19 protein-coding genes are annotated in these 22,474 nt (G+C 64.2%); 12 read left to right on the forward strand and 7 right to left on the reverse strand.

The window, feature by feature from the left end; genetic code table 11:
* Nucleotides 1-92: 92 nt before the first annotated feature.
* The 4 genes from RBH77_RS16285 to RBH77_RS16300 are packed head-to-tail and all read right to left on the reverse strand — an operon-like array spanning nucleotide 93 to nucleotide 7,420.
* The gene (locus tag RBH77_RS16285; protein ID WP_311028632.1) at nucleotides 93-3,413 is read right to left on the reverse strand and encodes a UvrD-helicase domain-containing protein; all 3,321 of its coding nucleotides are present in this window, start codon (nucleotides 3,411-3,413) and stop codon (nucleotides 93-95) included.
* Nucleotides 3,410-6,067 carry a PD-(D/E)XK nuclease family protein gene (locus RBH77_RS16290; protein ID WP_311028633.1) on the reverse strand — a complete coding sequence of 886 codons (2,658 nt, stop codon included), beginning with the start codon at nucleotides 6,065-6,067 and terminating at the stop codon, nucleotides 3,410-3,412. Before RBH77_RS16290 ends, RBH77_RS16285 begins: the two co-directional genes overlap by 4 nt.
* A 50-nt stretch (nucleotides 6,068-6,117) precedes the next feature.
* Complete coding sequence (locus RBH77_RS16295) at nucleotides 6,118-7,038, reverse strand: ImmA/IrrE family metallo-endopeptidase (RefSeq protein WP_311028634.1); 921 nt, start codon at nucleotides 7,036-7,038, stop codon at nucleotides 6,118-6,120.
* The gene (locus RBH77_RS16300) at nucleotides 7,025-7,420 is read right to left on the reverse strand and encodes a helix-turn-helix domain-containing protein (RefSeq protein WP_311028635.1); all 396 of its coding nucleotides are present in this window, start codon (nucleotides 7,418-7,420) and stop codon (nucleotides 7,025-7,027) included. The genes RBH77_RS16295 and RBH77_RS16300 overlap by 14 nt, the downstream gene beginning before the upstream one ends.
* Before the next feature lie 160 nt (nucleotides 7,421-7,580).
* On the opposite strand from RBH77_RS16300, the gene RBH77_RS16305 reads away from it, so the two are divergent.
* The 6 genes from RBH77_RS16305 to RBH77_RS16330 all read left to right on the forward strand — a co-directional run bounded on the left by RBH77_RS16305 (nucleotide 7,581) and on the right by RBH77_RS16330 (nucleotide 13,536).
* Complete coding sequence (locus RBH77_RS16305; protein ID WP_311028636.1) at nucleotides 7,581-8,291, forward strand: multiubiquitin domain-containing protein; 711 nt, start codon at nucleotides 7,581-7,583, stop codon at nucleotides 8,289-8,291.
* Complete coding sequence (locus tag RBH77_RS16310; RefSeq protein WP_311028637.1) at nucleotides 8,288-8,620, forward strand: hypothetical protein; 333 nt, start codon at nucleotides 8,288-8,290, stop codon at nucleotides 8,618-8,620. Before RBH77_RS16305 ends, RBH77_RS16310 begins: the two co-directional genes overlap by 4 nt.
* Entirely contained in the window at nucleotides 8,617-9,120 is a 504-nt protein-coding gene (locus RBH77_RS16315) for a hypothetical protein (RefSeq protein ID WP_311028638.1), read from the forward strand. The genes RBH77_RS16310 and RBH77_RS16315 overlap by 4 nt, the downstream gene beginning before the upstream one ends.
* Nucleotides 9,117-10,022 carry a HesA/MoeB/ThiF family protein gene (locus RBH77_RS16320; protein ID WP_311028639.1) on the forward strand — a complete coding sequence of 302 codons (906 nt, stop codon included), beginning with the start codon at nucleotides 9,117-9,119 and terminating at the stop codon, nucleotides 10,020-10,022. The genes RBH77_RS16315 and RBH77_RS16320 overlap by 4 nt, the downstream gene beginning before the upstream one ends.
* Nucleotides 10,023-10,171: 149 nt before the next feature.
* Nucleotides 10,172-11,317: an AAA family ATPase gene (locus tag RBH77_RS16325; RefSeq protein ID WP_311028640.1), complete on the forward strand. Its 1,146-nt coding sequence runs from the start codon at nucleotides 10,172-10,174 to the stop codon at nucleotides 11,315-11,317.
* Complete coding sequence (locus RBH77_RS16330; RefSeq protein ID WP_311028641.1) at nucleotides 11,314-13,536, forward strand: S8 family peptidase; 2,223 nt, start codon at nucleotides 11,314-11,316, stop codon at nucleotides 13,534-13,536. Before RBH77_RS16325 ends, RBH77_RS16330 begins: the two co-directional genes overlap by 4 nt.
* On the opposite strand, the gene RBH77_RS16335 is transcribed toward RBH77_RS16330, so the two are convergent.
* Nucleotides 13,537-14,595: an endonuclease domain-containing protein gene (locus RBH77_RS16335; RefSeq protein ID WP_311028642.1), complete on the reverse strand. Its 1,059-nt coding sequence runs from the start codon at nucleotides 14,593-14,595 to the stop codon at nucleotides 13,537-13,539.
* A gap of 763 nt (nucleotides 14,596-15,358) precedes the next feature.
* On the opposite strand from RBH77_RS16335, the gene RBH77_RS16340 reads away from it, so the two are divergent.
* Nucleotides 15,359-15,949 (forward strand): nucleotidyltransferase family protein, encoded by a 591-nt coding sequence (locus tag RBH77_RS16340; protein WP_311028643.1) that lies wholly within the window; start codon nucleotides 15,359-15,361, stop codon nucleotides 15,947-15,949.
* A gap of 48 nt (nucleotides 15,950-15,997) precedes the next feature.
* Here the strand turns inward: RBH77_RS16340 and RBH77_RS16345 are convergent, their stop codons facing one another.
* The gene (locus tag RBH77_RS16345) at nucleotides 15,998-16,564 is read right to left on the reverse strand and encodes an SOS response-associated peptidase family protein (RefSeq protein WP_311028644.1); all 567 of its coding nucleotides are present in this window, start codon (nucleotides 16,562-16,564) and stop codon (nucleotides 15,998-16,000) included.
* Between the two features lie 84 nt (nucleotides 16,565-16,648).
* Here RBH77_RS16345 and RBH77_RS16350 point away from each other — a divergent pair, with 84 nt between their 5' ends.
* From RBH77_RS16350 to RBH77_RS16370, 5 genes are all read left to right on the forward strand, one after another.
* Nucleotides 16,649-17,155, forward strand: coding sequence for an SOS response-associated peptidase family protein (locus RBH77_RS16350; protein WP_311028645.1), 507 nt, complete (start codon nucleotides 16,649-16,651; stop codon nucleotides 17,153-17,155).
* A 195-nt stretch (nucleotides 17,156-17,350) separates the two neighbouring features.
* Nucleotides 17,351-18,304 (forward strand): ArdC family protein, encoded by a 954-nt coding sequence (locus RBH77_RS16355; protein WP_311028646.1) that lies wholly within the window; start codon nucleotides 17,351-17,353, stop codon nucleotides 18,302-18,304.
* Nucleotides 18,301-18,702 (forward strand): DUF2958 domain-containing protein, encoded by a 402-nt coding sequence (locus RBH77_RS16360; protein ID WP_311028647.1) that lies wholly within the window; start codon nucleotides 18,301-18,303, stop codon nucleotides 18,700-18,702. The genes RBH77_RS16355 and RBH77_RS16360 overlap by 4 nt, the downstream gene beginning before the upstream one ends.
* A gap of 147 nt (nucleotides 18,703-18,849) precedes the next feature.
* Nucleotides 18,850-21,003 carry a ParB/RepB/Spo0J family partition protein gene (locus tag RBH77_RS16365; protein WP_311028648.1) on the forward strand — a complete coding sequence of 718 codons (2,154 nt, stop codon included), beginning with the start codon at nucleotides 18,850-18,852 and terminating at the stop codon, nucleotides 21,001-21,003.
* Between the two features lie 60 nt (nucleotides 21,004-21,063).
* Entirely contained in the window at nucleotides 21,064-21,633 is a 570-nt protein-coding gene (locus RBH77_RS16370; RefSeq protein WP_311028649.1) for a hypothetical protein, read from the forward strand.
* On the opposite strand, the gene RBH77_RS16375 is transcribed toward RBH77_RS16370, so the two are convergent.
* The gene (locus RBH77_RS16375; RefSeq protein WP_311028650.1) at nucleotides 21,541-22,335 is read right to left on the reverse strand and encodes a class I SAM-dependent methyltransferase; all 795 of its coding nucleotides are present in this window, start codon (nucleotides 22,333-22,335) and stop codon (nucleotides 21,541-21,543) included. The two genes, RBH77_RS16370 and RBH77_RS16375, sit on opposite strands and share 93 nt — an antisense overlap.
* Nucleotides 22,336-22,474: the final 139 nt, after the last annotated feature.

A 22,474-nucleotide genomic window follows, 5' to 3' on the forward strand; every position in this document is an offset into this window, starting at 1 on the left:
GGCGTCAGAAAAATGCCTACAAACTTCTGACACCTCTCCTTTCCGGCGATGGCCTGTTCGGCCCCGATGCGGAACCCCCTCCGGCTCCGAACTCAAGATTGTCGCTCATCCCGTCCGACCACCCAGCGCACGAGTCCCGGCGTCATGTAGACCAGCGCGCCGCGTGGCGCGCCCGTTGCCCGCAAATAGTCTTCGAGCTGACCAGCATGCAGGCGAATATCCGCGTCGGACGGATCGACGTCGCTCTTCCAGTCGATGACCGCCTCGGCGCGATCTCCGGCGTAGGCAATGGCATCGATGCGTCCAGCGAGCGCCCTTGGCTTCGAGCCCTCAAGCAGCGCATAGATCGGCCACTCGGGCGTCAGGCGCTCGCGAAGCGCCGCGATGTCGGGCAGCTGCAACGTGCGCCAGGCGGTCGCCGCGATTTCATCGGCGTCCGGAAGCGCCTCGCTGTCGTCCGGATCGAGGACCAGCTCAGCCAGCAGCTCGCGGGTCCGCCTGGCAAAGCGGCCCACCTCTTCGATGAGCTCGCCAGTCAGCACCTCTTCCATCAGCTTGTGCAAGAGAAGACCGCGCACCCGTCCCGCGCCGACAGGCAGATTGACCTCGGGCGCATCGCCGGCATCGAGCGTGATGGCCTCGACCGTCTCTAGGCGATCCGGATCATGATCGCTCGGCCGGACCCAGGTCAGCGGAACGGCCGCTTCGTCAATGATCGCGCGCTCGGCTGCGAACAGCTCAGCGGTCTGCATATTCGGCGGGTCGGCGATCGTCGGCATCGGCGCCGGCGTCATGCGGGAGACGTCCAGCTCCGGCAATGCATCATGGCCGAGATCGACGATGCGCGCCCAGGACTTCTGCTCGGCCTGCGCCAATTCCGGCACGATCAGCAGCTCACGGGCCCGCGTACAAGCCACGTACCAGAGCCGTTCGCGTTCGCGCATCAGGCTTTCGTCATCAGACTCGAGCGCCGCGCGCAGTTCGGGCGGCACGACGTCGCCAATCACCCAATGCAACGTGTCGTCGTCAGCCCGGTGGACAAACGGCTCGCGGGAGCGGAGCAAGGTTGCGGTGTTGATCGGGATCACCACCGGCCATTCGAGGCCTTTGGCGCTGTGGATGGTGATGATCTCGATGGCGTCTCCGTCGGCGTCGACGCGCCCTTCGTTGTATGCGGCGCCATCGCGCCAATCGCGGCTCACGTCGCGGGCGAAGCGCTTCATGCCTTTGACGCCGTAGGGCCGCGCCCTTTCGAGCAGCGCCTCGACGTTGGCGGCGGCTCGCGCGCTGCGGTCGCCTTCACGCGCGCTCAGGATCGGCCGCACAGCCAACCGCTCGACGGCTTCGGCGAGCAGCAGCGCGGGTGTCGTGGCCCGCGCCCCGCGGCGAAGGTCCTGAAGAATCGTGAGGACCCGCCGTGCGACGGGATGAACGACGTGATCGGGATCCGTCGCGAGCGAGAACCGGGGGATGGCGTCGGGCCGATCTGCAAGCGGCGGCAATCCCGCGGTGATGTCAAGCAACTCTTCTTCGCTGAGCCCTACGAGCGGACCGCGCATCAAGGCGCCGAACGCCAAGGTGTCGCCGCCGTCGGCCAGCACGCGTACGAGCGCGACCAGGTCCTGCACCTCCTGGCGGCGGAACAGGCCTTTCCCGGCCTGGGAGGCGATCGGGAGCCCGCGCGCTTCGAACGCGCGCTCATAACGCCAGAGCTCCGAGCCCGTCGGCGCGAGCAGCGCGATGCCGCCCGGTGTGAGCGGCGCTAGCGCGCCGTCTTCGTCGCGGATCGTCACGTTGCCGATTAGCCGCGCACAGAGATCGGCGACGGCTTCGGCTTCCGCGTCGCGGATCTGCGCCGCCCGCGAATCCGGCGGCAGATCGATCGTTATCTTGGCGGCGCATGGCAGATCGTGATCGGGCGGATCGAGCGTTGGCGCGAGCTCCACGTAGCCCGGCTGATTTTGGGCCGAGAGCGGGGTAGCGAAACAGCGGTTGATGTGGCTCAGGATTCCCGGCCGTGAGCGGAAGTTCGCCGTGATCTGGACGATGTTGTTCGGCCAGCGCCGGGCAATCGCGCCCCGCGCCTCCGCGTACGAGCCGACGTCGGCGCCCCGGAAGCGGTAGATCGCCTGTTTGGGATCGCCGACCATGAAGAGAGCGCCAGCGCGCAAGCTGCTGTCCTGCCACCGCAGCGGGCTGTCGTCAGCGGCGATGCGAAACAGGATCTCCGCCTGGATCGGATCGGTATCCTGGAATTCATCGACGAAGATGTGGCGATAGCGCTGCCCCAGCGCGCGGCGAACCGCATCGTGTCCGCGCACGAGCGCGCGCGCCCGCTCCAGGAGATCGTCGAAGTCGAGAACGGCGGCTGCGCGTTTGAAGGCGGCGTAGTCGGCGAGCACCTCATCGAGCTCATCGGATAATTTGGCGACCAGCGCGGTCGCAACACGGCCGAGGATGACGCGGTAGCAGTGATCCACCCGCGCAAAGTGGTGGCCGGCCTCGGCGTTGAGCTCGGCGCCGCGATCCTTGCCGGCGGCCTTGTCCCATGCCGTCTTCGTCCTTGGGGTCAGCAGATCGAACGTGTAGCGCCGCATGCAAGGCAGGCGCGCCGGATGAGCGAGCCGCCATAGCGTGTCGAAGACAGGCGCCGTCGCGAAGCTGCCCGCGAAGTGATCGGCCAGCGTCTCGAGCTGTCCGACCAGGTCGAGCGTCTTGGGCTCGACAGGCTGCGCCGAAAGCCAGCGGCGAAAATCCGCGACGGCCTCGACGAGGTCGATGTCCGGCCGGCCGCTGAGATCGGCCGCGGGCGCCAACGCGCCGCGATGCTCCAAGCGAAACCGCGCAAGGTTTCGCAAGGTGGCAGCCACGTGATGCGGATCGTACCGCGACAAGGAAGCGATCGGATCGTCGGCCCGCGGCGGTCCGTTCAGCCGCCTTCTGAACCATTGCTCGAACACAGCCTCGAATGCGGCTTCGGCCTGCGTCGCATCGAGGATGCGCGCGCCAGGATCGATATCGGCCTCGACCGCATAGCTGCAGATGATGGTCTGGCAAAACGCGTGGATGGTCGTGGCGGTCAGCTCATCGAGCTTACCCGCGGCCTCGGAAAGGACGCGCCGCTGCGCGTCGGTCAGCCCGTCGGGCAGAGCCTCCCGCAGCGGTTTCGGAACACGTCCCGCGAGCAGATCGTCGACATAGCGGTGGACGCGCGCGCCGAGCGCGCTCGCCGCAAGCTCCGTGAAGGTGATGGCGGCAATCGAACGCGGTTCAGCGCCGCTCATCAACAGCATCACCAGGCGGCCGGCCATGAGGGCGGTCTTCCCGGTGCCCGCCGCCGCCTCCACCAGCAGCGTCAGATGGAGCTCTCTAAGCGCCTTGAGGCGCGCGGATTCGTCGGCGAGCTTCGTCATCGCACGCTCCAGATCCGGGCGAAGTCGCCGAAGGCGCGACCCAAGGCTGCTTGTTTGCTCTGGAAATAAACCGCCGGCGCCGCCGGCAGCGCCAAAGCGAAGTCGTTCCAGTCCTCGCGTGCGTCGGGACCGGGCAAGGCCACGCCCCGACGCAAGAGATCGACGGCCGCGCTGAGATGCGCGCTTATATCGGAGATCGCCTGATCGACATCAGGAAGATTGTAGGGTCGGGGTCGATCGGTTCCGAGGAAGACTAGGCGCGCAATGACCCGCGGATTATCCGCCACGAGCTGGCGGGCGGCCAGGGCGTAGAGCACGCGCTGCAGCTCGGCGCCGCGCCCGAGAACGATTTCGCTGGCCTTCGCGGGTTCGGCGCCGGTCTTGTAATCGGAGACGCGAACGCCGTTGTGCGCGCTGTTGAAATCCACCCGATCGATGCTGCCGCGAATGCGCAACCCGGCGCCGGGGATGATCACCTGGCCTGTCGGCGGCCACAGCAGATCCCCGGCGGGGGTCGTTCCATCGTCCTCGCGGCCGAACGCCAGCTCGGTCCAGCTGCGCGTGACCGGCTGAAACGCCTCGTCGAGCGTCAGCGCCTTCAGCGCGAGGTCGCGCGCGGCCGCGAGCGTGTGGTGCCACAAGAGGACTGGCGGGGTCGAACGCTCGAGCGGCCAGTGCGCCGCGATGGTGGCGGACGCCGCATCGAGGGCGTTCTCGATTTCATGGCGAGCGGCTCGCACGTAGCCCGGATCGGGTTCGAGCACGTCGACCGTATGTTTCAGCATCTCGTGCACGAGTTCGCCGAAGGCGCGTGCGTCGAGCGACAAGGGCTGTTCGTCTTCGACCAGCTGGCGCCAGCCTAAGGCGTAGCGCCAGACGAAGCCTAGCGGGTCGCGCAGCATGAGGCGAAGCGACGTTGCGGACTGCACCTGTGCGATGGCGCGCGCGATGACAGGATGATCCTGGCGCACGCGGCCGTCATGAGCCGTGACCGCAGGGCTTCGGCGATCGCGCCAGCAGGCGTCAGCCGCTCGCAGCATGAGCGAACTCGCCGCCTCTTCGGGCCGCGCAAGCAGGCGATCGGCTTCGCTGAAGGCATGGCTCGGGATCCGCGCGCGTTTCAACGCTGTAGCGCGCGGGCTATGCGGCACGAGCGGACTGGGCGCCAGCAGCCCGCCTTGAGCATTGCGGCGGATCTGCGAGAGCACCAGCGCGCCACCGGCCTGCGCGGTGATGATCGAATATGCGCGCCGGTCCTCTTCGGTAAGCGACTCGGAATCGAGGGCCTCGCGCGACAGGATGTGGCTCGGAATCAACGGATCTTCGCCGGACCGGCGTGGCCAGGATCGCGTCGTGAGGCCGAGCAGGCGGACGAAGCGACGCGGGGCCGCTGCGAGGTGACTCGCTGGACACCAGACCGCGCAGGCCCCCGCATCGCGGCCATCGGGAAGGCGAAGCTCCTGCAGTGAGAATTCGAGCGCTTCCGGCGGCGCGCGGCGCAGCGCCTCGACCCAGAGCGCCCGTGCGGCGCGCCCAAGCAGCAAGCCGCCGGCTGCATCTGCGGCGCCGGCTCCTCTGGCAAGCACCTCGAGGACTGGAATGAGCAGCGGCCGCACGTCTACACCGTCCGTGCGGTGCGTATGGGCTTCGTCGAGCGCGCGGCGCCACTGCTCAAGCTCGAAGAGCGCAGCGCCAGGCCGGAGGCCCTGCGCCCAGGTCGGAGGGAGCGCATCGAGGCCGCGGCTGCGTCCGGCGGAGTGGCCGAAGAGCCGGCGAACGCGATCCTGGCTCAACCCATTGAGCAGGACGTCGGCCAAGGCGGCGCAGACCTGACCTTCCCACGATGCCAGCGCCGGTAGGCCGTGCGAGAAATGCAAGGGCAAACCGGCGTCGCCCGCCAGCACCAGCATGTGATCGTCCCAATCCTCGGTCGCCGTGGCGCAGACCGCGATCTCGTCCGGCCGGGCGCGGCCTGAGGCGATGAGCTCGCGGATCCACCGCAGGGCCTCGACGACCTCAGCCCGCGGCGAGGCGCAGGAGACGATCTCGGGCGACGCCGGTGTAGGCCTCGCATCGGAGGCAAGCTCGCCGGTGAACCAGGCGGCATCGGGATCGCCGGGATTGCGCCAGGCGAGCGGCACTTGCCGCGCGAGCGCAAGGAGCAGCGGGCGCCAAACCGGGGCAACGCGCACGACCCGATCAAGCTCCACCGTCCCAAGGACCGCTGGCGCGTGCGTCACGCGCTGCAAGGCGGCATCGCGCAGATCGCGCGGCGACAGGACGCCCGCCGGCAGACCCGCGCACACGCGCGCCTCGATCGTCATGAGATCCTGGAGCCGCGCACTCTCATGGGCGCGGTCGGCCAAAGCGAAGTCGGCGTTCCACAACCGGGTAAGTGTCCAAGCCACCGACCGCGTCATCCCGGGCAGGTTTTTGATGCTTTCGAGTTCGACGAAACCGCCGGCGTCTAGTGCCGATCGGATCGCCGGGTCAAGGTCCTCGGATCGCGCTGGGCGCGTGAAGCCGCCGGTGAGGCGCGCCGCAAGCTGCGGCAAGGTCATGATCTGCACGCCGGCTTCCGCCTGGCGCGCGGCGGCGATCCGCCTCATGCGAAAGGCGAGCGGCCCCTCAACGATGACGGTCCGGCGATTCATCGTCCCCGGGTCTCCCCTCTCCATTTCCCACTTCGCGGAACGATATTCACTTACTGACTGCGAATCATCACAGTCACGGCCGTCAGCGCCTTCACTGGATAAACCAGTAGAAGCACATTGAATGTCGTGTCGAAGGCCTCGGCTACGCATTCATGCGCCTGGCCATTTCGATCTGTAATCGACACAGTGGTGGGGCGTGTCATCTTCCTTCCGACCGGCAAAACCCTGCCAAGTGAATGGTCAAGGGTGATCTCGGTCTCGTCGGGGCGGCGAAACTGCCGCAGGTAGGCGGGCGATGCCTCGATGCGCCGCACGACGGCCCGCGCGCCAGTCTTCTCGCAATACGTGACCGGCTCGAGGATATAGACCGCGCACGCGCGATGATGCGTGCGCGCGAATTCACGGCATGACGCATAGACCGACGCGCCGAACTTGCTCGCCAGCTTCATCGGCGTCTTAAGTTCGAGTTTGTGATCGGCCGCCATGGATGCGTAGCCGTCACCCTGAAACAGAACGAACCGCGCAAAATTATTGGCTTCGCGCTCGAAGAGGTCGGAGATGGCCGGATCGAGCGTCTTCTCGCAGTCATGGAACAGCCGGAACGCACTGCGGTGCGACGGCAGCTCGTGATGGCCGGCCTCATGCAGCTTGAGGAAGTTCTGCTTGGACTTATGAACGCTGTCGTCGATGTGGATCAGCTGCTCGCCCGCATCATAGATACCGAACACCTTGGCGATCGCGGACTTGAGCGCGACCGCGGCGCTCTCCGCCTTGCCGAGCAGGTATTCTGTAATGCGCCTGGGATCAAAGGCGCTCGCAGGCGCAATTTTCAGGCTGGCCGCTTCGAGAATGACGGAGGTCGGTGTCGGATAGATGCCCCATGCCGAGGCACGGTCCAGTGCGCGCCGTGCAGCCGACTGCACGGCGCGCAACTCTTCGGGGTCGAGACTACTGTCGTCAGCTTTGGCCACCAGGTTTCTTCCTGCTGCGCAGATAGCCCAGGAACTGGACAAGCTCCGCTTCTTCTTCGTCGGTCAGGTTATGGCCTGCGAACGTTGCGACGCGGCCGTGCCGCTGTTCGCCGCCGCTGCGCGAGCGGGTCGGCACGATGTAGCCCGCACGCTCCATCAGATCCTCGTAGCTGATCGCATACAGCTCCGAGAGCGCGTGCAGAATGTTCGGGTTGGGTTTCTTGATGAGTCCGTTTTCGATCTGAGACAAGTACGCGTTGGACACGACCTTGTTGGTAGCCTTCTCCACGTCGCGTTGTGAGAGGTCGCGATCTTCGCGAATTGAGGCGAGATATTGTCCAAGCGTGAGCTTGACCTCTGGCTCAGCGCTCTTCTTTGCCATGACTTCGCTCCTCCAAACTTCTTGATTCCGTTCATGTATTTAGCCCGAAATGCTAAGAATGTCAAGCACGCCTGCAAAGTGCTTGACGTTCTTTGCATGCCGCCATATCTTATCACCATCGGGCCGGCGATGGGCTGGCGCCAAGATGGAGGTACCCACGATGGAAACTGCACTCACTGGCGGCCAGGGCCGCGATCACCATGTCGAGACGGAGGCGGCGCGCCGTCCCGGGCCGGACGGCATGTTCTTCACCACCGTCAACAACACCACCGTCAAGTTCTCGGACGCGACGCCCACCGGCGAGCGCATCCTGGACAAGGCGGGGTTCAAGCCGGCCGGCGATTTCGTCCTGATCCAGCTGATGCGCCGCGGCACCCGCTCGATCGGCCTCGACGAAACCGTCGATCTCACCGCGCCGGGCACGGAAGCCTTCCGGGCGTTTCAGAACGACCGCATCTTCCGCTTCACCCTGGACGATCACGGCTACGAATGGGGTGCCCGCAAGATCTCCGAGCCCGAGCTGCGCGTCATCGGTCGCGTCCGCGACGACGAGGTGATCATCCTGGAGCGCAACGGCGACGACGTCGAGCTCAAGGCCGACGACCATCTCGATCTCGGCGAGAAGGGCACCGAGCATCTGCAGACCGAAAAGCGCTTGATCACGGTCTTCTTCGAGAACGAGCCCCGCGAGATCGCGCGCGGGACCTACACGACGGAGCAGCTCAAGACCCTGTTCGGCGTCCAGGAAGGCTACGTCCTGGAAGTCATCAGCGAGGAAGGCAACCTCACCGAGCTGAAGCCGAGCAAGCGGCTGCGCGTCAAGGCAGGCATGCGCTTCTTCGAGCAGGTGCCGTGCGGGGGTTCGTCGTGAGCGACCCTGCCGCGGACTTCGCCGGCCTCAAGGCCATGCACCCGGATGCCGTCCTCCTTAAGGAGGGCGGCAAGCCGGTCGCCCTGTTGCCGGCGTTCGGGTTCGTGGCGGGCGACCAGCCCTACCGCATGGACCTGCTGCTCGTGCCCTTCCTGCACTCCGGCTACGTCACGCGCCTGTTCTTCGAGCGCAAGATCGAAGGCCGCGGGGCCAACTGGAACCCGCATCGCGTGATCGAGCGCAACTGGTGGGCGCCGTCCTGGAATCACGTGCCTGAGTCGCTTCGTTGGAAGCAGATGCTGTTGGCGCATTTGAGGGCCGTCGCATGAATATCCGTTTCAAGATCACCGCAAGCCTGCTCGCCGCGATCCGCACCGACCTGCGCCGCCCGCACGCCTTCGCGCACGAGCGCGTCGGCTTCATCTCCGCGGGCCTAGCCGCCGCGCATGACGATCTCATCATCCTTGCGCGCGAATATCGGCCGGTGCGCGACGAGGATTATCTGCCGGACCCGAGCGTTGGCGCCATGATCAGCGCCGAGGCGATCCGCAGCGCGCGCCAGTGGGCGATGAACGACCGCGTCGCCATCTTCCACGTACATACCCATGGAGGCCGCGGCGTCCCGGGCTTCAGCGGCGTCGACATCCGGGAGAACGCCCGCTTCGTTCCGAACTTCGTCTCGGTCGCGCCGCATGCCGTGCACGGCGCTGTCGTGCTCAGCGATACCGCTGCCTTCGGTCAGGTCTGGCTGGACCGCAAGTCGCCGCAACCCTTCATCACCCGCTTCGCAGAGGTGGGCATGCCCATCCGGAACTGGAGAGCCGCATGACCCGCCTCGATCGCCAGAGCTTCCTTGGCACTGATAGCGACGCCATCCTTGATGCCGCCACGATCGGCATTGTCGGTCTGGGCGGCGGCGGCTCGCATCTCGCGCAGCAGGCGGCGCACATGGGCATCGGCGGATATGTGAACGCCGATCCCGACGTCATCGAAGAGACAAACACCAACCGTCTGATCGGCGGGACCCTGGCCGATGTCGCGATCGGCCTGCCCAAGGTGACGATCGCCGAGCGCCTGATCCGCGGGCTTCAGCCGAAAGCCCGAATCATCTCCGTGCAGGCCGATTGGCGCGACGCGGCCGACGATCTCAAGCGGTGCGACGTCATCATCGGCGCGGTCGACGGGTTCAAGGAACGCGAGCAGCTCGAGCGTTTTGCCCGCCGTCATCTCATCCCCTATATCGACATCGGCATGGACGTGCACGAGCTGGGTAAGAAGGGATTTCTGGTCAGCGGCCAAGTGATCCTCTCGATGCCGGGCGCGCCATGCATGCGCTGCTGCGGCTTCATCACGGACGAGCGTCTGGAGCAGGAAGCCAAGCGCTATGGGGCGGCCGGCTCGCGGCCACAGGTCGTCTGGTCGAACGGCGTTCTGGCGGCGACCGCTATGGGTCTGCTGACGCAGGTGCTTACGCCTTGGTACACGAACGCGCCGAAATTCGTCTTTCTCGATTACGACGGAAACAAGGGCACGATGACGCGGAACGCTCGCATGGAGCTCTTGCGCGATCATGTTTGCCCGCATCATCCGGCTGACGAGACCGGCGATCCCTTGTTCGACATCCGCACGCAGGCGTTTCGCCCGCGGCCCACGGCCGAGCCCGAACCTGCGCTGCGATGGTGGCAGCGGATCTGGAATCGCTTCTTCAGACGAGGGGGAGCCGCGACGTAGTGGAACGGCATTCCCATTTCGCCCACGCTCATTACGTTGAAATAACGTATATATTTCGGTCTGTGGACGAGTTTTCACCAGATGTTGGAGAATTCGTCCGCCCTCGCTATGCTGGCGATCCAGTGCGTTCCTTTCCAACCGACAGTGACATGGCCCAAGAGAACAAGAAGACCGATATCGAAGCCGACTTCCTCCAGCTCGCCCGTACGGCCCTTTCAGGACGCACCCAGGACGTCCAGGTGGTGTTGCGCCGCGCCGCCAAGCGCTATCAACCTGTGGTGCCGCACCTCGCCGAGGCCCTGACGACGCTGTTGCACGAACTGCCCTCTCCTGCGTCCCCCTTGCGCCGGCTGGCCGAAGTGCCACTCCCCGTCGACCTGGATTCGCGTTTGCATCTGATGCGCGTGGAGCCGGAGCCGGTGCTCGATCACGAACCCGTCCTCGCCGCGGATCTCGAGGCCGCGTTGCGCCAAATCGTGGAGGAACGCCGCAATCCGCAAGCGCTCGCCCGCGCCGGCCTCGATCCGACGAGGACCGCGCTGTTCCTCGGCCCTCCGGGCGTCGGCAAGACCATGGCCGCGCGATGGCTTGCGCGCGAACTCAAGCGCCCGCTTCTCATTCTTGATTTAGCGGCCGTAATGAGCAGTCTGCTTGGCCGAACCGGCAGCAATCTGCGTCATGTCCTGGAATACGCCAAGACCATCGACTGCGTTCTCCTTCTCGACGAACTGGACGCTATTGCAAAGCGTCGCGACGACCGGGGTGAGATCGGCGAACTGAAGCGGCTTGTCACGGTCTTGATTCAGCAGATCGACGACTGGCCAACCTCCGGGGTGCTGCTGGCTGCCACCAATCACCCGGATCTACTCGATCCGGCGATCTGGCGCCGCTTCGAGGTCCATGTCGAATTTCCGTTGCCCGACCGGGACGGGATTGAGCGCTTCATCGGCGCGACGCTCGCACCTTATTTTCCGGCGACAAAAGAATGGAGCGCGGTGCTAGCCGTGGCGTTCGCCGGCCGCTCGTTCAGCGATATCGAACGGGATCTCTCTGCGGCCCGAAGAAGCGCCGCTCTCGGCGGCACGCCGCTCGAGGAACAGTTCGCCGGCATCTTGGCCCACAAATCCCTTTCTAGAGCAAAACGGATTGAGCTGGCCGCGTCTTTGGTCGGCTACGGCCTGTTGTCGCAGCGCAAGGCACGGGAGCTCACAGGGGTCGCGCGCGACACGATCCGCAGCCACACAGCGCCGCGCGTGAAGAAGACTCATCGTAAGAACGGCAGAGATACGTCATGACGAAGCGCAATTTTTTGCTCGGGAAGGGTGAGCGTCTTGTCGAGGACGTTGCAGGCGTCCGCGGCGGCGCGCCGAAAAGCCATCCATACACGTTCTCCGAAGCAAGGGATCGCATCGCCCCGATGCTGACGCGCGTCGTCCGCGGCATCGACCAGTTGCCCGACGCGGCCTGTCCAGACAACCGGGCGGTGGCGACGGTCACCCTAAATCCGGAATACATCGCCAAGTCATATTTCCCGGAGCGGCTATTCGAATCGATCGGACTCGAGCCGGTCGGCAGCCGACCGCGCCGCATCACCCCGCAGAAGCGCTCCAAGGGCCGCGAGCCGGAGGAGACAATCACTACCGAGCTGTTCGTCATGGGGAGCCGAGATGCGTTTCGCGCCTGGCGGAACGCGCTGCCGCGTTGGGGGGAGGATGTGGCCGGCGCCAATGAACTGCCCACCATCGAGCAGGTGGCCGCCCCGGCGCCACGCGACAAGATCAAAGGCCGCCTGCCGAAAAGCGGCAAGACCGTGTTCGAGGTCGTTCTTCACAGCGACAGCGGGACGGGTTCGAACGGCATCATTCCGCTGTTCAAGGACTATCTCGAGGAGATCGGCATCGATCAGCCGCTCGACCGCCGGTTTTCGGCGGGCGGGTTGTGCTTCGTCGAGCTCGAGGCTCCGGTCGAGCTCGCAGACCATATCGCCACCTTCACGCCCGTGCGCGCGCTCCGGCAGATGCCATCCCTGCGCATGTTGCGGCCAACTTTCCGCTCTTCCCGCGTCGCGATGGAGGATATCGCGCTGCCGGGTGCCGGTCCCGTCGATCCCAATATCCGCGTGGCCATTTTCGATGGCGGCGTGCCGAAAAACCATCCGATCGGCAAATGGGTGAGGTCCATCGATCCGCCCGGCATCGGCAAGACCATTGGCGACTTCCAGAAGCACGGGGTCGGCGTCACGTCCGCGTTCCTGTTTGGACATATAGACCCCGCCAATCCGGTTGCCCGCCCTTATGCCCCGGTCGATCACTACCGCGTTCTCGACACGGCACCTGGGCAGAACCCGCACGAGCTCTACGAGGTGCTGGCGCGTATCGATCAGGTGCTGGTCGAAAAGCAATATCAGTTCGTCAACTTCAGCATCGGCCCGCGCCTGCCGATCGAGGACGACGACGTTCATGCCTGGACCGCAGTGCTCGACGACCGGCTGTCACGCGGAACGACCCTGGCCACGATCGCTGTCGGCAACGACGGCGATGGCCCGGCGAAGGGAGGCTTCAACCGCATCCAGGTCCCAGCAGACTGCGTGAATGCTCTTGCCGTCGGCTCTTGCGACAGCCCGGAGGCGCAGTGGCAGCGCTGCATCTACAGCTCAGTCGGCCCCGGCCGCAGCCCCGGTGTCGTTAAACCTGACTTCGTCGAGTTCGGCGGCTGCCTGCAACGACCCTTCATCGTGGTCAGCGAAACGCCCGCAGCAGCCTTCGAAGCGACCGAAGGCACATCTTTTTCCGCCCCGTCAGTGCTTCGTCTGGGCGCGGGCGTGCGCGCGCATTTCGGCGACAGCCTGGGTATGCTGGCCATCCGAGCCTTGTTGGTTCACACCGCCGAGACATCGGATTATCCGTGCGAAGACGTCGGTCGCGGCCGCGTCGCACGTTCCGTGCAGGACATCGTGCTCTGCGACGACGACACCGTGCGCGTGGTTTACCAGGGCAGCATCGCCCCGACCCGCTACATCCGCGCTCCGATTCCAGTGCCTTCCGGGGCCATTCCGGGCAAGGTCACGATCACGGCAACCCTCTGCTATCCGACCGGAGTCGATCCGCATCACCCCGGCAACTACACGCGAGCGGGGCTCGAGCCGACGTTCCGCCCGCATGATCAGAAGCGCAAGGATCCCAGTCAGGTCCACGCCGACAGCAAGAGCTTCTTCGGCAAAACGCAAAGCGGCTTGATGGAAGATGAGCTGCGGCGCGACGCCTGGAAATGGGAGAACTGCCTGCACACTAGCGTAACCTTCATAGGCAAGACGTTGCGAAACCCCGTACTCGACGTTCACTACAATGCGCGTTTTGAGGGCCGCAGCTTTGCGCCGAAAGAAGAGCTACCCTATGCGCTTGTTATTAGCGTCCACGCCAAGCATCTGGACGACCTCTACGACAAGATCGTCCGCAAGTACGCACGCCAGCTCGAAGCGTTACGGCCGGTCGTTGAGATTCCGGTGACCATCTGATCAGTGGGCAGGCTGATCCTGGGCGAGAACTTCCTTCACGCGGCAAATGGCCTTGGGCAAGTCTTCCCTAATTTCATCACCGGGAATGCGAACCGTGCGGATACCGAGTGCTGCGAGCTTCTCGGTAATGACAGCGTCCTTTGCCTTTTGCTTGGCCCGCGCATGGTGTCCTCCGTCACAGAACACAGCGATACGTTCATCCTCGAAGAACAGGTCCGCCTCCGTCACCAGACCGTCGCTGTGGCGGAACTCAACATCGTTCCAGAGATGGTACAAGGAGGGAAATGTTGCCCCGTCGTCCATAATGAGCATCTGGCACGCGGGAAACAGCTTCTCCCTCGCCAGCGCCTGGATGACGAACAATTCGATGGGCGTTTCTGCGCCCCAAACGCGCCGAGCTTCGACCTGTTTGAATGGCGTGAAGAACAGTTTTCGGCGATGCTTCTCGTAACGGGCCTTCATCTGCTCGGAAGGCATCTTAAGGTCCGTCGTCATGATTTCATCGTTTTCGGCCAGCTCTGTCGCTAGGAAGAACTGATCGATCACAATGCCAATCTCGTCGAGATATCCCTTTCTTTCGCCGTCCAGATAGCCTGGCAAATTCCCATAGAGCGACCATCCTCCCAAAAAGGGATCGTAGCCTGCGTACATCGGTTCCGTTGCCAGCCACGCGCTTACATCGAGCTCGGCTACAAGATCGATTGTCTGGGTTGTGACTTGCTCCCGCTTCGAAGCAGGAATGAGGCTCATAGCAAATGGGCGCACCCGCAAGACACCATCGACTTCGCCCGCGGCAACACAGCTCAATACGATGGAAATCATCTGAAAGTTTGTGCCACGTTTCCGGAACAGCTCGATCTCTCCATCGCTGGGCTTGTCCTGCAAAGCGCCGCCCGCGGCTTCGGCCATGGCTTTCGTTATCGGTTGAACGCCCCCGAGATCGAGCGTCGCCACCCGGATCAATTCCGGGATTGCAGACCAGTCGAGCGTAAACGGCAACTTCGGAAGAATGCCGTATGCTGCGTCAGCGAGTAGTGAGGCCGGTCGGTTCTCGATCATGCAATTAGACTAACCGGGCTACCGCCGAATTCAAAAGCAACATCACAATGGGCAGATCGGCCTGCGACGAACGGACTCTAGGCGATTGCGAGCAGCGTCCACAGGCAAAAGCGGCATTCACGTCTTGTTCAACCACACCACATGACCGACCCCGTCCGAGCCGCCAGCTCGGGTGGGCCGCAATCCTTCGTGCGCTGTGCCGCTCGCCGGGGACAGTCCCGCCTTCAGCGGCGCTATGCTGACGCCGCTGCGTCTGCCTTCTTAGCCCGTCTCGCCGCTGCGGTTCGACTCGCGCCTCAAGGGCGCTCCTGCGGTCGGATTTTCCTTCGTCGGCGGCCACGCGCCGATCCGGGCCCCGGTGACCCCTTGGGCGGGCGCGCGCAGCCCGGCCTCGTCCTGCGGCCGCTCATTCTGTCCAGGTCCCAAGTTCGAGGCCTGAGCGTCCTCCTCATCGGCTGTAGAAAGATGTATGAGATTCTTGGGTAGGTGTCTTTCGCTCGGCTGCGAGTTTAGGGCCTCGAGCAATCGCGTCGTAGTCTGCCCGCTGAATACTGTGTGGCGATTGAGCAGCAACGTGATGCGGGATCCGCGCGAGCTCCCACCGAAAGCCTTCCGGGCGCGCGATTTTGCCGATTCCTACGGGCACATCTGCGAGATCAAGGTGAAGACGCGCGACTTCCGCTGATGAGCCGATTCTGTCATGGGGGCGGCCGGGACACCGGCCCGGCGTTGCGGAGCATGCCTCAGCAGTTACACTGCCGCTATGATTCAAGAACGGATAAAAGATGGCGAGGCCATAGGCGCTGTGATCGCTGCGATCGAGCGCCGGCCACATCACTTGCGCATATTGCGCCATGTTGAGTCACTTCACCTCCCGGACTGTTGGGTCGGCGCGGGCTTCGTTCGCAACGCGATCTGGGACGACCTCCATGAACATCCGGAGAGCACGGCGCTCGCGGACGTGGATGTCGTCTATTTCGACAAGACCGAAATGAGTCAGGCTACCGACGAACACCTCCAGGCTGCACTCACCTTTCTCGCGCCGGACGTGCCCTGGTCGCTGAAGAACCAAGCGCGTATGCACCTGCGCAACGGCGATGAGCCGTATGAGAGCACGGCGCAGGCCATCGCTCGATGGCCGGAAACCTGCACTGCGGTGGCGGTGCGATTAAGCAATGACCATATTGAAGTGCTGGCGCCGCTAGGCCTGCTCGACCTCTTCGATCTCGTCATTCGTCCGACTCCGCACTTTATGGCGAAGTTGGAAATTTACCGATCGAGAGTTTTGGCGAAGCAGTGGTCCAAGCGGTGGCCTAGACTGCGCTTCGAGAGCCTCGACCAGAACTTGCCTTGAGTGGCTGCCCCGCGCTTGCGCGAATGAATGAACAGGTAGGCGTACCGCCTATCCAACCCGCTCGACCTGAAGCGCCCCTGGCGCGAGCGCTTTGATCAGCGATTGCGCCGGCATCGATGGATCGAGCCAGTCGGCCCAGGCATCGCGTTCAAGGATCACGATTTGCCGATCGTGATACGGCGCGATGTCAGGGCCCGGCTCCATGGTGAGCATGGTGAACGCCTCGCCGACCTCGGGCGTCTTCCGCCATATGCCGGCAACGCAAAAGAACAGCTCGTCTTTCTTCGTAAAGAGCCATTTGTCCTTGCGCTTCTTTTTCGGATCCTTGGGATCGGAGAACTCGTAGAATCCGTCAGCGATGATCAGGCAGCGGTTCGATGAGAATTCCCGACCCTCGGATCGAAAGTTGTAGACCGGCCGCTTGTTTGGTCCGGGCCAGCTCCATCGCCGCTGCACCATGTCGCCTTCGCCGCGCGCGCCCTCGACTGTCCGGATGAGCGGCCCAACATCGGTGATCTTGATGTCGTCGCGCGCCTCGATGTTGGGTCGGCCCTCGGCAAAGCCGATCTTGATCTTCAGATCGGAGAAGTCCTCGACGATGGACGCGAAGTCCACGTGGAGGCGATAGTCGTTGCACTCTGTTCAAGGTCTCCTTTCCGATTTGCACGAGATCATTGTTCTTGTTATGTTCCCATTCTTGTGAGCGCAAGCGTTTTCAATTCCGAAGCATCGATCAGGCAGCGGCGCGTCGTCATCCGGCGCAACGACGGCGACATAGAGATGGTCGAGTTGTCATGGGGCCTTCAAACGCGCGAGCCAGGTGGTTGCGCCTTCACCGTCGTCCGCGCCGAAGGGCGCACCTTTCCCGATCACCGCTGCCTCGTGCCGACCTCCGAGTTCCGCCATCGGAACCGAAGCAAGCACTACGGCTTCTCGCTCGCGGACGGCGACTGGTTCTATTTTGCAGGAGTCTGGCGGCCGGCGACGCGCGACTGGCCCGAGGCATATGCCATCCTGACGACCGAGGCGAGCGCGGACGTAGCACCATTCCATGATCGCCAGATGGCGGTTGTTCGGCGCGAGCAACGTATGGCTTGGCTCGACCGGACTTGCCGTGAGGATGAACTTCTTCGTCCCCTGCCAGCGGACAGCTTCAAGGTCGCACGACTGCGAAGTGAACCACGGCAAGCCGAACTGACATTCTGAAATCCTGGCTTACGCATCTGAGGATTTGAGGCTTTGAGGGGAAAGCCTTCCCCTGCGGCCGAGCCAACGTCTCGGCCGACCCCCTCTGCGGTGAGCCCCCGCAACGCCCCCTTTAGAGTGAGAGTGCGGATCGGGTTACCGTGACGGGTTGAGGGCTGGAGGAGAGGCCTCCGGCACCCGTCGCGGAGAACCGCGATGTCCAGACATGAACGCAACGCTCGCTTCGGCGCCGACCGAACAAACCTCTACGACGATATCACCAATAAGATCATCGCCGAGCTGGAGGCCGGGCGCGTGCCCTGGGTCCAGCCCTGGGGGGCGGCGGCGGCGAAGGCGCCGCTCGCCATGCCGGCGAATGCTGCGACCGGCCGGCAATATTCCGGGATTAATGTGCTGATTCTCTGGGGCGCGGTGATCGAACACGCTTTCCCGGTGCAGACATGGTTGACATTTCGCCAGGCGCTGTCGCTCGGCGGCCACGTCCGCAAGGGCGAACGCGGCACCACCGTGGTCTATGCCGATCGCTTTGTCCCCAATGATGAAAAGCGGCGCGCGCAAGAGAATGGCGAAGAAGCGCCGGCCATTCCGTTCCTCAAATGCTTCACCGTGTTCAACGTCGCGCAGTGCGAGGACCTGCCCGTCGACCTCGCCGTCGCGCCGCCTGCACCGGAGTCAGGTCTGATCGAGCCGCGCGTCGAGGCGCTGATTAAAGCGACGGGCATTGACTTCCGCATCGGTGGCGATCGCGCCTTCTACATGCCGGCGCACGACTACGTGGAGGTGCCACCGCCGCAAGCCTATTTCGAAACCATCAACTGGCATCGCACGGCCCTGCACGAGCTCGGCCACGCGACGGGTCATGCGTCCCGTCTTGGCCGCGACCTCTCCAGCTCCTTCGGCTCCAAGAAATACGCCTTTGAAGAACTCGTCGCAGAGATGAACGCCGCCTTCTGCTGCGCCTCGCTCGGGATCGTCCCGACCGTGCGCCACGCCGACTACATCGGCTCGTGGCTGGAGGTGCTGCGCGAGGACAATCGCGCCATCGTCCGCGCCGCATCCCAGGCGAGCAAGGCAGCTGACTGGCTACTCGCCTTCCTCCCCGAGACCGAGACAGCCGGCGAACCCGCAAACGACAGGAGGGCGGCATGATCCTCCTGACCGACGACCTGCGCGAGCGCCTGCTTGCCAACGGACGTGATCGCGGGGCCGACCACGTGCCCGTGGTCAAGTTCTTCAACCCGCTGGGCGAAGGCGTCTGGCTAGCAACCGAGCTGGACGCGGACGGGGACACGCTCTTCGGCCTCGCCGACCTCGGCTTGCCCGAGCTGGGCAGCTTCTCGCTCGAGGAAATGGCTTCGATCCTCCTGCCGTTCGGCATGGGCATCGAGCGCGACGTCCTCTTCGCCAGCGACCTCCCACTATCGGTCTGGACGGTGGCCGCCCGCGAAGCGGGAAGCATCCGTGTGGCCGAGCGCATCCTCTGCCGAGCGGCTTCATCACGTCGCGATGGCGCGCGAGGCGCACATCCTGAAATCCGCAAAGCCTGAGATGCGCCCCTGCGTGTCTCCGGTTCTACGCATCTCCGGTTCGCCGGGAGGCGGCGCTGTCCTCAGAGGAAGAGGGCGGCGCTTCGCTTCGTGACGGGTTGGAAGCCGAGAGAGAGGCTCTCGGCGCCCGTCGCGGAGTATCCCGACATGGCAAAAGCTGCCAAGAAGATCGTCTTCTCGCGCTCGCGCGACATCCCCTTCAACAAGATCGTGCTCTCGGAAGCCAACGTCCGGCGAACCCGGCCGGAAGCCGACCTCGACGAGCTGGTCCACGACATCGGCCGACGCGAGGACCTCGTCCAGGGCCTCAACGTCCGCGCAATTCTCGACGAGGACGGCAACGAGACCGGCATGTTCGAGGTGCCGGCCGGAGGGCGCCGCTATCGCGCCATCGAGCGCCTGGTGAAGGCCAAGCGGTCCCCGAAGGACGGACTCGTCCCCTGTGTCGTCCGAAAGTCCGACACGAAGATCCTCGCCGAGGACGACTCCCTCGCCGAGAACGTACTGCGCGCGGGCCTTCATCCACTCGACCAGTTCCGCGCATTCCAGGACATGCTCGACAAGGGCATGGCCGAAGAGGAGATCGCCGTGGCCTACCTCACGACCGTCCAGGTCGTGAAGCAGCGGCTGCGTCTCAACGCGGTCTCGCCCGTCCTGCGCGACGCTTATGCCCAGGAGAGCATGACGCTCGACATGTTGATGGCCTTCACCGTCAACCCCGATCATGAGCGTCAGGAGCAGGTGTGGGAAGCCGTGCAGCATTCGTACAATCGGCAACCGTTCCATATCCGCCAGTTGCTGACCGAGACCACGATCCCGGCCTCCGACAAGCGCGCGCGCTTCGTCGGCGTCGACGCATATGTCTCCGCCGGAGGCGCGGTGCTGCGCGACCTGTTCGAGGACGATAACGGTGGCTGGCTCCAGGACCCAGCGCTGCTTCATCGCCTGGTCGGCGAGCGGCTCAAGACCGTGGCCGAGGAGATCGCCAGCGAAGGCTGGAAGTGGGTGAAAATCGACCTCGACCTTCCGTATGGCTACGATCACGGCTTGCGCCAGATCACCGGCTCTTTCGTCGATCTCAGCGACGAGGAACGGGCCGAACGCGAGACGCTGCGCGCGGAATACGATCGGCTCGAGGCGGAGTATGACGGCGCCGACGAGCTCCCGGACGAGATCGATCAGCGGCTGGGCGAGATCGAGGAGGCTCTCGACGCCTTCGAGAAGCGCCCGGTCGTCTACGATCCCGCCGAGATCACGCGCGCCGGGGTCTTCGTCAGCGTGGACCGTGACGGCGACATCCTGGTCGACCGTGGCTATGTGCGGCCCGAAGACGAGGCGCCAGTTGCCGTCGACGGCGGCGACGCCGAGGCCGATGGAGCGGACGGCGGGGTTGATCCTTCCGCAACACCGTCCGTTCAGCGCGCCGTCATCACCATCAGCGGACAAGAAACGGAGGCCGACGACGATGAAGACGATGATGGCGTCAAGCCGCTGCCCGAACGCCTCGTCATCGAGCTCACCGCGCATCGCACGCTGGCGCTGCGTGAATCAGTCGCCAATCACCCGCACGTCGCCCTCACGGCACTGCTGCACAAGCTGGTGCTCGACGCCTTCAAGCGCAACGCGCACGGCTCCGCCGTCGAGGCAGCCGTTCGCGAGGTCCACTTCCCCGTCCAGGCCACCGACTTGAAGGACAGCGCCTCCGCCAGGGCGATCGAGGCGCGCGTCGAGGCCTGGAAGGCGGACATGCCGATCGAGGACGACGATCGGCTGTGGGACTGGATTGACGGCCTCGACCACGCGAGCCGCCTCGCGCTGCTCGCGCATTGCGTCAGCTACGGGATCAATGCTCTTTACGAGCGACCGAATCCCTATAGCGGCAACGGCGTCTCACAGTACGGGCTCGACCGGCGGATGCGCGACGCCGATCGCCTCGCGCGCGCCACCGGCCTCGACATGGTGGAAGCTGGATGGCGCCCGAGCGTGGCGAACTATCTCGGTCGCGTCACTAAAAGCCGGATCGTCGAAGCCGTGCGGGAAGCGCTCGGCGAGGAGAAGGCGCAGCTCATCGACCACCTCAAGAAAGCCGACATGGCCAAGGAGGCCGAACGCCTGCTCGCGGATACCGGCTGGCTGCCCGAGCCGCTGCGTTCCGCAGATCCCGACGCGACGACCGCGACGGACGCGAGCGAGGCCGACGGCAGCGATGCACTCCCGGCCTTCCTCGCCGACCATGAGGACGACCAACCGGATGACGGCGAAACCGATGCGGACAACCCGGCGATTATCGCCGCCGAGTGACGCGACCTTGGCGGGGGCGGCTTCGGCCACTCCCGCCATTTCTCAACAAGGAGCATTCCGATGACCAAGCTCAGGTCGGCCACGCCGCGCCGCATCGCCTTTCAGTATCTTGTGCCCGTCCATGTTGAGGCGGAGGACGGCCTCGTCTGCGCCGTGCTCGGGCGCGCAAACCCCGAGCCCGCAAAAGCAGAAGCGATCCTTGCCGGCGTTCGTGATCCCGATAAGCCCGTTGCGGCTACTTGGCCCTGTCACGTTCTCGCGCAGCTCCAGGAGGGCCGCGTTCGCAACCAGATCGACTCTATCATCGAGAGCGACCCCAACTTCTCAGGTCTCGCGCCGGACGCTGTGTCGGATGACGACATTCATGCGGCTTGCCTGTCGGTCGCCGCCAACATCGACCTCGCCGAGGAAATCGGCGCAGCCAAATTTCGCTCGGCACTCGCCGCCCTACGATCGGCAAAAAGAGGAGGAGGCTTAGACGTACAGGACCTAGCTCTTCTGAAGGTGCCGCCGCCTGATTCTCCAACAGAGGGACCCTTACAAGGTCTTCTTGTGTGCGATGACGACCTCCGTCTCAATCTGCTCGTAAAAAACCCCAGCCGGATTGCGCGTGAGCAGCGCCGCGGATAACTCTGCTTCGAACGCCTCAACATTGTCGCCGAAGTATGGCTTAGTAGAGCTCGACAATGAATAGACGCATCTGATGATCGAATTTATATCGCGTGTGATTGTGCTTGGAAACTCGTGAGCTGTAAATTCAGAGAAGTATTGCGATCTGCGCAATGATGGTTCGTTTGCAGGCTCCTGAGGATTAGATTGCGGATGGCGGGTGCGGGGCCCTAAGAATCTGGCGACAGTCTGATTGGCGATCGGTTCCCAACTCTCTTGTGGACGCCGCTTGCCTGGGTTCACCAGCGCCAACCCTCCCCCGTCTTCTATGAGAATTGCGAGTTTCCGGAGCACGTCATCACGATTCATCCAATGAAAGGCCTGTCCGATTGTGGCGACCCGAAAGCTTCGTGCTCCAAGCGCAATATCCTCAGCTCTAGACTGAAGCCATTGGATGTTCTGTCGGTTCTTTGCTGCCGCTAAGCGTCGAGCCTCAGCGACCATGTTTGCATCCGGATCGACGGCAACGACCTCCCTGGCGTCATAGGAAAGCGGGATTGCGATGGTGCCCGGACCGCACCCCAAATCAAGGGCACGCACCTTTTCGCTGAGAGCGAAGGCCTCGACTATGAAATCCAAGGCCGCCTTCGGGTAAGGGGCACGGAACCGATCATAGTATTGCGCGGCGTCGGCGAACGGAAATTCATGTAGTGGGGTCGGCATGTCCTACTACCTCCACAAACATTTCGGCGGAACAAGCGCAGCGCCGGAGCAGCGTATCGTGCGGTGGCGCGCTGTGAAGGCAGCGGCGTGACGAGAGGGAGAGCTTGACCGGGACGGGTTTGAGCCGGAGCGGTCCAGA

This window comes from Mesorhizobium koreense (assembly GCF_031656215.1).
GTDB classification, from domain to species: domain Bacteria; phylum Pseudomonadota; class Alphaproteobacteria; order Rhizobiales; family Rhizobiaceae; genus Mesorhizobium_L; species Mesorhizobium_L koreense.